Raw genomic sequence first — 11,261 nt, 5'->3', positions numbered from 1 at the left:
GTCGGCAGTCGTGTTCCGGGTCGGGTCACAAGGGCGGCGCGCAGGGCGTCCGGCCGGTCCGGATCACGACTCCCCCAGCTCTTCGTCGATCATTGCGAACACTTCGTCCTGGGAGGCGGCCCCCAGGTCCCAGCCCTGCGCGGCCCCGCCGCCCGAGGTGACGACCGAGTCGGGGCTGACGCGGCGCAGCAGCTTCTCCAGGCGCTCCGCCACCTCTCCCCTGGCCGGGTCGTCGTCCCGCAGGGTCGCCAACTCGACGTCCAGCCGCTCCAGTTCGGCGACGATCGGGCTGGTGGACGTCGCGTCGCCGCACAGCAGGTCGTGCAGGTAGGCGACGAGGTCGGCGACCGTCGGGTAGTCGAAGATGAGGCCTGCGGGCAGCTTGTGGCCGACCGCGTTGCCGAGCCGGTTGCGCAGCTCCACGGCGGTCACCGAGTCAAGGCCGAGCTCCCCGAACGGTCGGGCGAGCGGCACCGATTCGGCCCCGTCGTGGCCGAGCACGGCGGCGGCGTGGGTACGGACCGCCTCGCGCAGCACCCGGTCCTGCTCCTTGCGGGCGAGGCCCCGCAGGCGTTCGGCGAGCGCGGGGCCGGCCGTGCCGCCGGTGCCCGGCCCGTCCCCCGCCGCCTCCTGGGGGCGCTGGACCTCCGCGAGGCCGTACAGCAGGGGGCTGGGCCGTGCGGCGGTGTAGGCGAGCTGGAACTTGTCCCACTCGATGTCGGCGAGGACCACGAAGGTGTCGTCGCCCGCCAGGGCGCGCTCCATGGCGAGGGTGGCGCGGCGCGGCGACATGAGCGGCACTCCGTGCCTGCGGCGCAGGTCGGCGACGGCGTCCTTCTCCGCCATGCCGCCCTGGTCCCAGGCGCCCCAGCCGATGGAGGTCGCCACCTGGCCGCGGGCCCTGCGGTACCAGGCCAGCGCGTCCAGATAGGCGTTGCCGGGCGCGTAGTTGCCCTGGCCCGCGGCGCCGAACGTGCCCGCCGTGGACGAGAAGAGGACGAACGCCGACAGGTCCGCGTCCGTGGTCAGCTCGTGGAGGTTCCAGGCGGCGCCGGCCTTCGAGCGGAGCGAGGCCGCCACGCGGGGCACGGTCAGGGTCTCCAGCGGGCCGTCGTCCAGGGCGGCCGCGGTGTGGAAGACCGCGGTCAGCGGCAGCTCCTCGGGGATGGCGGCCAGTGCCGCCGCCAGCGCGTCGCGGTCGCCCGCGTCACAGGACCGGATGGTCACCCGGGCCCCGGCCGCGGTCAGTTCGGCCCGCAGCTCCGCCGCGCCCTCCGCCTGCTCGCCGCTCCTGCTCAGGAGCAGCAGGTGCTCGGCGCCGCGTCCGGCGAGCCAGCGCGCGATGTGGCCGCCGAGCGCGCCGGTGCCGCCGGTGATCAGGACGGTGCCCTTGGGAGTCCGCCAGCCGCCGCGTCCCGTGGAGGCGGCGGCGCGCACCAGCCTCCTGGCGCGGACGCCGGAGGGGCGCACCGCGAGCTGGTCCTCGCCCGTCTCGCCGGTCAGCAGAGCGCAGAGCCGGTCGATGTCCCGCTCCCCCGGCTGGGCGGGCAGGTCGATCAGGCCGCCCCAGCGGTCCGGGTACTCCTGGGCCGCGACCCGGCCGAGGCCCCACACCATCGCCTGCCGGGGTGCGGTGAGTTCGGCGCCGCCGCCGGTGGTGACCGCGCCGCTGGTGACGCACCACATGGGGGCGGCGACGGCGGTGGTGGCCAGGGCCTGGATCAGCCCGAGGGTGCGGGTGAAGCCGAGGGGCACGCCCGGGTGTGCCGGGTGGGAGTCCTCGTCGTCCCCGGTCAGCGCGAGGACTCCGGCCGCCTGCTCGTGTCCTTCGACGGCACGCAGTCGTACGGAGATCTCGGCGACGTACGGGAGTTCGCCCGTGGGGGCGGCGTGCTCGGCGTGCTCGGCGGGGAGCAGGACCCGCCGGACGGTGGCGCCGCGGCGCTCGATGCCCGCGCCGATGGCCAGCACCGTGGGGTCGTCGGCGCGTTGCTCGGGCACGGCGAGCAGCCAGGTGCCCGTGAGGCGGGCCCGGGTGTCCTGGACCGGTGTCCATTCGATCCCGTAGCGCCAGGCGTCCACGGCGGACTCCTCGCGCTGCTTGCCGTGCCAGGCGGAGAGCGCGGGCAGGACGGTGGCGAGCGAGGAGCGCACGGAGTCGTCCGCCACGCCGAGCGCGGCGGCGAGCTCTTCGGTGTCCCCGCCGTCGACGGCCGTCCAGAAGGCGTCGGTGCCGGAGCCCGTGGTGCCCTGCGCGGGCGCGGGGGCGTCCAGCCAGTAGCGCTGCCGGTGGAAGGCGTAGGTGGGCAGGTCCACGGCCCTGCCGCCGTCGAAGGTGCTCGACCAGTCCACGGGGGCGCCGGCGACGAACAGTTCGGCGAGGGCGGTCAGGAGCCTGCCGCGGCCGCCGTCGTCGCGCCGCAGGGTGCCCGCGACCACGGGGGCGGCCGCGCGGTCCGCGAGGCTGGTCTCGATGCCGGCGGTGAGGACCGGGTGCGGGCTGACCTCGACGAAGACGCCGTGGCCCGCGTCGGCCAGGGCCTGCGCGGTCTGCTGGAAGCGGACGGGCTCGCGCAGGTTGCGGTACCAGTACTCGGCGTCGGCCGCGCCGTCCGCGAGGAGCTCCGCTGTGACGGTCGAGTACATCGGCACCTGGGCGGGGCGCGGCGTCACGGGTGCGGCGAGGTCGAGGAGGGCCTCGCGCAACCGCTCGACCTGCGGGGTGTGGGAGCCGTAGTCCACGGGGATGCGGCGGGCCCGTACGCCGTCGCCTTCGCAGGCGGCCATGAGTTCGTCGAGGGCCGCTGCCTCACCGGCGACGACGGTGGACTGCGGGCCGTTGATCGTGGCGACGCTGATCCGGCCCGCCCAGGGCTCGATCAGCTCCCGCGCCGTGTCCTCGCCGACCGGCACGGAGACCATGCCGCCCTGCCCCGCCAGTTCGCGCCCGATCAGCCGGCTGCGCAGCGCGACGATGCGCGCCGCGTCCTGGAGGGAGAGCACGCCCGCGACCACGGCGGCCGCCAGCTCGCCCTGGGAGTGGCCCACGACGGCGGCGGGCTCGACGCCGTGCGCGCGCCACACCTCGGCGAGCGAGACCATGACGGCCCACAGCATCGGCTGGATCACGTCCACCCGGTCCAGCGACGGAGCTCCCTCGCGCTCGCGCAGTACGTCCGCGGGCACCCAGTCGATGTGCGGCGCCAGCGCGGCCGCGCACTCCCCGAACCGCTCCGCGAAGGCCGGGGAGCTGTCCAGGAGTCCGGTCGCCATGCCGGCCCACTGCGATCCCTGGCCGGGGAAGACGAACGCGGTCCGGGTGTCGCGTGCCGCGGTGCCCTGGATCACTCCGGGGCTCTCGTCGCCGCGGCCGAACGCGGCGAGGCGTGTCAGCAGTTCCTCGCGGTCGCGGCCGATGACGACGGCGCGGTGCTCGAAGCGGGCCCGGGTGGTCAGGAGCGAGTGCGCGATGTCGACGGCGGCCGTCCCGGGGGTGGCGCTCACGTGGGCGTGCAGCCGCAGGGCCTGCTCGCGAAGGCTCTCCGGGCTCTTGGCGGAGATCACCCACGGCAGGTGGACACCGGTGTCCTCGGCGGCCGCGACTGCCTCGGCCGCCTCATCCGCATCGGCTGCCTCGACCGTCTCGGGCCGGGGTTCGGGGGCGTGTTCGAGGATGACGTGGGCGTTGGTGCCGCTGATGCCGAACGAGGAGACGGCGCCGCGCCGCGGCCTGCCCGTCTCGGGCCACGGCACGTGCGCGTCGGCGAGCCGCACGCCGGCGGAGTCCCACTCGATGTGCGAGGTGGGCTCGTCGATGTGCAGGGTGCGCGGTACGACGCCGTGGCGCAGCGCGAGCACCATCTTGATGACGCCCGCGACACCGGCCGCGGCCTGGGTGTGTCCGATGTTGGACTTCACCGAGCCGAGCAGCAGCGGCTTGTCCTCGGGGCGGTCCTGGCCGTAGGTGGCGAGGAGCGCCTGTCCTTCGATGGGGTCGCCGAGCGGGGTGCCGGTGCCGTGCGCCTCGACGGCGTCGACGTCGGCGGCGGTGAGTCCGGCGTTGGCGAGCGCCTGGCGGATGACGCGCTGCTGCGCGGGGCCGCTCGGCGCGGTCAGGCCGTTGGAGGCGCCGTCCTGGTTGAGGGCGGATCCGCGCAGCACCGCGAGGACCCGGTGGCCGTTGCGGCGGGCGTCCGAGAGCCGCTCCACGACGAGCATGCCGACGCCTTCGGCGAAGCCCATGCCGTTGGCCTCGGCGGAGAACGCCTTGCAGCGGCCGTCCGGCGAGAGGCCGCTGATGCGGCTGAACTCCACCATCGGGCGGGGGGTCGACATGACGGTGACGCCGCCGGCGACGGCCAGCGTGCAGTCGCCGTTGCGCAGGGAGTGCGCGGCCTGGTGCAGGGCGACCAGGGAGGACGAGCACGCCGTGTCGACGGTGATCGCGGGGCCTTCGAGGCCGAGCGTGTAGGCGATGCGGCCGGAGGCGACGCTGTTGGCGCTGCCGTTGCCGAGGTAGCCCTCGTAGCCGCTGAGCAGGTCGGGGAAGCGCGCGGCGTAGTCGTTGTAGATCAGGCCGGTGAAGACGCCGGTCGGCGTGGAGCGCAGGGCGCCCGGGTCGATGCCGGCCCGCTCCAGCGCCTCCCAGGTTGCCTCCAGGAGCAGGCGCTGCTGGGGGTCGGTGGCCTGCGCCTCGCGGGGCGACATCCCGAAGAAGCCGGGGTCGAAGTCCGCCATGTCGTGCAGGAATCCGCCGACCTTCGCGAAGCGCAGCTCCGGTGTCTCGGGGTTGTGCAGGTCGACGGAGTCCCAGCCGCGGTCGGTGGGGTAGTCGCCCATGGCGTCACGCCCGTCGGTGAGCAGCTGCCACAGCGCCTCGGGAGAGTCGACGCCGCCGGGGAAGCGGCAGCTCATGCCGACGATGACGACCGGGTCGTCGTCGGACACCGCGGCCGGCGCGGCGACCGGGACCGCGCGCTGCGGCGTGGCCCCGGAGTCGACGCCGAGCCGCGCGCCCACCTCGGCCGCGAGCGCGGCGGGGGTCGGGTGGTCGAAGACGGCGGTCACGGGCAGGCGCAGTCCGGTGGCGGAGCCGATGCGGTTGCGCAGTTCGACGGCGGTCAGCGAGTCGAAGCCCATGTCGCGGAAGGCCCGGTCGACCTCCACCGCCTCGGCGGAGCCGTGGCCGAGGACCAGCGCGGCCTGGGCGCGCACCAGCTCCGTCAGCTCGCGGTCGCGCTCGGCGGGGGCCAGCGCGGCGAGGCGCCCGCGCAGCCCGTCGCCGCCCGCGGCGGGGGTGTTGGCGGCGGCGCGCTTGGCCGTGGTGCGTACGAGGGCGCGCAGCAGCGGGGCGGGAGGCCGCTGCTCGCGCAGCGCGGCGATGTCGAGGCGGACCGGAACGGTGTACGGGTACGGGAGGCGCACGGCGGCGTCGAAGAGGGCGAGTCCCTCCTCGGTGGCCAGCGGCCGGATGCCGGCGCGCCGCATGCGGTCGAGGTCGGCGGTGCCGAGCGCGCCGGTCATGGCGCTGCGGTCGGCCCACAGTCCCCAGGCGAGGGAGTGTGCCGGCAGGCCCTGGGCGCGCCGCTGTTCCGCGAGGGCGTCGAGGAAGGAGTTCGCCGCCGCGTAGCCGCCCTGTCCGGCGGAGCCGAGGGCGCCGGCGGCCGAGGAGAAGAGCACGAACAGCGCGAGGTCGCGGCCGAGGGTGAGCTCGTGGAGGTTCCGGGCGGCGTCCAGCTTGGGACGGAGCACGGTGTCGAGGCGCTCGGGGGTGAGGGCGGACACGACGCCGTCGTCCAGGGCTCCGGCGGCGTGCACGACGCCGCAGAGCCCGTCGAGTCCGTCCAGGAGCGTGCCGAGGGCCGCGCGGTCGGCGGCGTCGCAGGCCTCGACGCGCACGGTGGCACCGAGCCCGGTCAGTTCGGCGGCGAGCTCCCCGGCGCCGGGCGCTTCCCGCCCGCGGCGGCTGGTGAGCACGAGGTCCCGTACGCCGTGCGCGGTGACCAGGTGGCGGGCCACGGCGGAGCCGATGAGGCCGGTGCCGCCGGTGACGAGGACGGTGCCGTCGAGGGCGGTGCGCGGGGTGGTCAGGACGACCTTGCCGGTGTGGCGGGCCTGGCTCATGTGCCGGAAGGCCTGGGGGACCTGTCGGGTGTCCCAGGCGGTGACGGGCAGCGGCGTCAGCTCACCGCGGCCGAAGAGTTCGGCCAGGTGCGTGAGCATCTCGCCGAGCCGGTCGGCGCCCGCCTCGCCGAGGTCGAAGGCCCGGTAGCGCACACCCGGGTGGGCGGCGGCCACTTCATCGGCGTCACGGATGTCGGTCTTGCCCATCTCGACGAACCGGCCGCCGCGCGGCAGCAGTCGCAGCGAGGCGTCCACGTACTCGCGGGCCAGGCTGTTGAGGACGACGTCGACGCCGCGCCCCTCGCTCCGCCGGAGGAACCGGTCGGCGAAGTCCAGGCCGCGCGAGGAGGCGAGCCGCTCGGCGTCGACACCGGTGGCGCGCACGGTGGGCCACTTGGCCTCGCTCGCCGTCGCGTACACCTCGGCACCGAGGTGCCCGGCCAGCTGGACGGCTGCCATGCCGACGCCGCCCGCGGCCGCGTGGACGAGCAGGGACTCGCCCTCGCGTAGCCCGGCGAGGTCGTACAGCGCGTAGTAGGCGGTCAGGAACGCCGCGGGCACGGATGCCGCCTGTGCGAAGGACCAGCCGTCGGGCATCGGGACGAGCATGCGGCTGTCGGCCACCGCCGAGGGGCCCGCGTACGAACCGGACAGCAGACCCATGACGCGGTCGCCGACCTCGAACCCGCTGACGCCGGGGCCCACTTCGGTGACGACGCCCGCGCCCTCGCTGTCGAACAGTGCCTCGGTGTGGGGCACGACGCCCAACGCCACGAGGACGTCCCGGAAGTTGACGCCGGTGGCGCGTACGGCGACGCGCACCCGGCCCGCTTCGAGGGGCTCGGCGGCGCGCGGGGCGGGGGCCAGGCGCAGCCCGTCAAGGGTGCCCCCCGTGTCCAGGTCCACGCCCCAGACGTCCGCGTCGGGCAGGGCCAGGGTGCCGGCGCCGGCGGAGGAGACCCGGCCGAGCCGTGGCACGGACGCGGTGTGGCCGCGCAGGGCAACCACGGACTCGCCCGCGGCCACCGCCCCGGTGACCGCGGCGGTCAGGGCGGGGGCGTCGGCCGGGGTGTCGTCCAGGTCGACCAGCAGGAAGCGGTCGGGGTGTTCGGAATACGCGGTGCGGATCAGGCCCTGCACCGCGGCCTGCCCGGGGTCGGGCCGCTCGCCCGGCGCCGTGGCGGCGCCGGCGCGGGTCACCACGGCGAGGCGCGCCTCCTCCAGCTCGGCCAGGCCGAGCCACTCCTGCGCGGTGGCGAGCACGGAGGCCAGCAGTTCGCGTACGGCGGCGGGGGTGTCCGCGGCCGACGGCTGCGGGCAGGGCAGGAGCACGGCCGCGGGAACGGCGCCGCCGCCCCGGACGCTCTCGGCGAGCGCGGCGAGGTCGGCATGGCGCGGCAGCCCGAGTTCCGACAGAGCGTCACCAAGGACCACGATCGCCCCGGGAGCGTCGGTCACATCGCCTGAACCTCCCGGCAGAGGCGCCCAGTTGACCTCGTACAGCGAATCGACGCTCTGGCCTGCAAGGGCGTCGGTGGTGAGCGGCCGCGAGGTGAGCGTGTCGATGGTGAGCACGGGAAGGCCGGTGCCGTCGGTCAGCCGCACCGCGAGCGAGTCGGCGCCCGTCGGCGTCAGCCGGACCCGTGCCGTGGTGGCGCCGGTCGCGTGGAGGCGGGCCCCGGCGAAGGAGAACGGCATCATCCGCTCACCGTCGCCATCCAGCAGCGTCACCAGGCGCGTCTGCAACGCGGCGTCGACCAGCGCGGGGTGCACCCCGAAGCGCCCGGCGTCCCGCTCGGCGCCCTCCGGCAGCGCGACCTCGGCGAACAGCTCGTCGCCGCGCCGCCAGACCGCGCGTATGCCCTGGAAGGCCGGACCGTAGCCGTAACCGGTGGCCGCCAGGCGTTCGTAGAGCCCGTCGATGTCGACGGCCTCGGCGCCGGCCGGGGGCCAGGCGGTGTCGGCCGCGGTCTGCTCGTCGGCGAGTGCGGCGGTCGCGGCGGGTGCGGCGGTCAGCAGTCCGTCGGCGTGGCAGATCCACTCGGCGCCGTCGTCCTCCTCTCCCGGACGCACGGCGCGGGAGTGCAGCCGCACCGCGCGCCGGCCCTGCTCGTCGGGGGCGTCGACGGCGACCTGGATGTCGACCGCCGCGTCGCCGCTCGGCACGACCAGCGGGGCGTGCAGGACGAGTTCGTCGAGGAGTTCGCAGCCGACGCTCTCGCCCGCCCGCAGCATCAGTTCGAGCACGGCGGCGCCGGGCACGAGGGCCCGGCCCAGCACCGTGTGGTCGGCGAGCCAGGGGTGGGTGTGCAGGGATATGCGGCCGGTGGAGAGGTGCCCCTCGCCGTCCGCGAGCGCGATGCCCGCGGCGAGGAGCGGGTGGCCGAGCGCGGAGAGACCCGCCCCGGACACCTCGGCGGTTCCGGCGGCGCCGTCCAGCCAGTAGTGGCGGCGCTGGAAGGCGTACGTGGGCAACTCGACGCGCCGCGCGTCCGTACCGGCGAACACGGCCCGCCAGTCGGGCTCCACACCATGCGCCCACACCTGCGCAAGAGAAGTCAGGAAGCGCCGGATGCCGCCCTGCTCACGCCGCAGCGTGCCACCCGCGAACACATCCACACCCACCGCCTCACCAGTCTCCTCGACCGGCGACGTCAGCACCGGATGCGGACTCACCTCGACAAAGGCGGTATGCCCCGAAGCAATCAGCCCCCGCACCGTGTCGTGGAACCGCACCGGCTGCCGCAGATTACGGAACCAGTACTCCGCATCCGCCACACCCTCCGCCAACAACTCACCCGTCACCGTCGAATACATGGGCACGTCACCAGAACGCGCCGTCACCGGAGCGGCCAGCTCCAGCAACGCGTCCCTCAACTGCTCCACCTGCGGCGTATGCGACCCGTAATCCACGGGTATTCGCCGCGCATTGACACCATCACGCTCACACACGGCCAGCAACTCATCCAACGCCGCAGCCTCACCGGCAACCACCGTCGACTGCGGGCCATTGACCGTGGCCACACTGATGCGACCACTCCACGGCCCAATCAACTCAACCGCCGCGGCCTCCGCCAACGGCACCGACACCATCCCGCCCTGACCGGCCAACTCCCGCCCGATCAACTGACTGCGCAACGCGACGATCCGCGCACCGTCCTCCACCGACAGCACACCCGCCACCACCGCAGCCGCCAACTCACCCTGCGAATGCCCGATGACAGCGGCGGGTTTGACCCCGGAAGCACGCCACACCTCGGCGAGCGACACCATGACCGCCCACAGCATCGGCTGGACGACGTCCACACGGTCCAGTGACGGCGCCGTCGGCTCCCCCCGCAGAACATCCACGGGCACCCAGTCGATATGCGGCGCCAAGGCAGCCGCACACTGGGTGAAGCGGTGCGCGAACACCGGCGACGAGTCCAGAAGTTCGGTCGCCATCCCGGCCCACTGCGAACCCTGACCAGGGAAGACGAACACCACCCCGTCACCCTCACCAGCCCGCACCCCGGACACCACACCCTCGGCAGGCTCACCCGCCGCCACGGCCTCCAACGCCGCCGACAACTCCTCACGACCCGAACCAAGCACCACCGCCCGATGCTCAAGCCCCGCCCGCGACGATGCCAACGACCACCCCACATCAGCAACCGAAGCCTCGGACGACGCAACAAACTCCCGCAACCGCTCCGCCTGCCCCCGCAACCCCGCAGCCGACCGCCCCGAAAGCACCCACGGCACCACACCACCACCAGCCACCAGCCCAACCGGACCGGACCCCACCCCGACCCCGACCCCGGCTTCGGGGGCCTGCTCCAGGATGACGTGCGCGTTCGTGCCGCTCACACCGAACGACGACACACCCGCGCGACGCACCCGGCCCGTCTCCGGCCACGGACGCTCCTCGGTCGCCAGCTCCACCGCGCCCGAGGCCCAGTCCACATGCGGCGTCGGCTCATCCACGTGCAGCGTCTTCGGCACCACGCCGTGCCGCATCGCCTCGACCATCTTGATGACGCTCGCCACGCCGGCGGCGGCCTGCGTGTGGCCGATGTTGGACTTCAACGAACCCAGCTGGAGCGGTACTTCACGGTCCTGGCCGTACGTGGCGAGAAGCGCCTGGGCCTCGATGGGGTCGCCCAGGGCCGTGCCGGTGCCGTGCGCCTCGACCACGTCGACGTCGGAAGTCCTCATCCCGGCGCTCGCGAGGGCCTGCCGGATCACGCGCTGCTGTGCGGGGCCGTTGGGCGCGGTCAGACCGCTGGAGGCGCCGTCCTGGTTGACGGCCGAGCCGCGGACCACGGCGAGCACCTGGTGGCCGTTGCGGCGTGCGTCCGAGAGCCGCTCGACGAGCAGCAGGCCCACGCCCTCCGCCGCGCTCATGCCGTCGGCGGTTGCGGCGAACGCCTTGCAGCGGCCGTCCCGAGCCAGGCCCTGCTGGCGGCTGAACTCCGTGAAGAGGTCCGGCGTCGACATCACCGCGACGCCGCCCGCGAGCGCCATCGTGCACTCGCCCTGCCGCAGCGCCTGCACCGCGAGGTGCAGTGCCACCAGCGACGACGAGCACGCCGTGTCCACCGTCACCGCGGGACCCGTCAGGCCGAAGGTGTACGCGATGCGCCCGGAGGCCACGCTGCCCGCGGTGCCCGTCATGGCGTGGCCCTCGACCTCTTCGGGGATCGCGGGCAGCCTGCTGCCGTAGTCCCGGAAGCTGGAGCCGACGAAGACGCCGGTCCTGCTGCCCTCCAGGGTGTCGGGCGCGATGCCGGAGTGCTCGAAGAGCTCCCAGGAGGCCTCCAGGAGCAGCCGCTGCTGCGGGTCCATGGCGAGCGCCTCGCGCGGGGATATCCCGAAGAAGTCGGCGTCGAACTCCCCGGCGTCGTGCAGGAAACCGCCCTCGGCGACGTATGAGGAACCGGGGCGCTCGCCGCTCACGTCGATCAGCGATGCCGGGTCCCAGCCGCGGTCGGCGGGCAGGCCCGTGATGGCGTCGCCGCCCTCGGACAGCAGCCGCCACAGGTCCTCGGGCGAGGTGACGCCGCCGGGGAAGCGGCAGCTCATCCCGACGATCGCCACCGGCTCGCTGCCGGCCGACTCCACGGCCTTCAGCCGCGACTGGGTCTCCTTCAGCTCGG

The 11,261-nt window shown here is 74.6% G+C and carries 1 pseudogene; it reads right to left on the bottom strand.

The annotated features are described in order from the left end of the window. Positions 1-63: 63 nt before the first annotated feature. Positions 64-11,211: pseudogene (locus ACF062_RS29010) on the bottom strand (type I polyketide synthase); the annotation flags it as partial. Between the last annotated feature and the right edge of the window lie 50 nt (positions 11,212-11,261).

This window comes from Streptomyces sp. NPDC015345, assembly GCF_043078805.1.
Taxonomy (GTDB): Bacteria; Actinomycetota; Actinomycetes; order Streptomycetales; family Streptomycetaceae; genus Streptomyces.
This window is presented reverse-complemented; position numbering and strand designations above follow the sequence as displayed.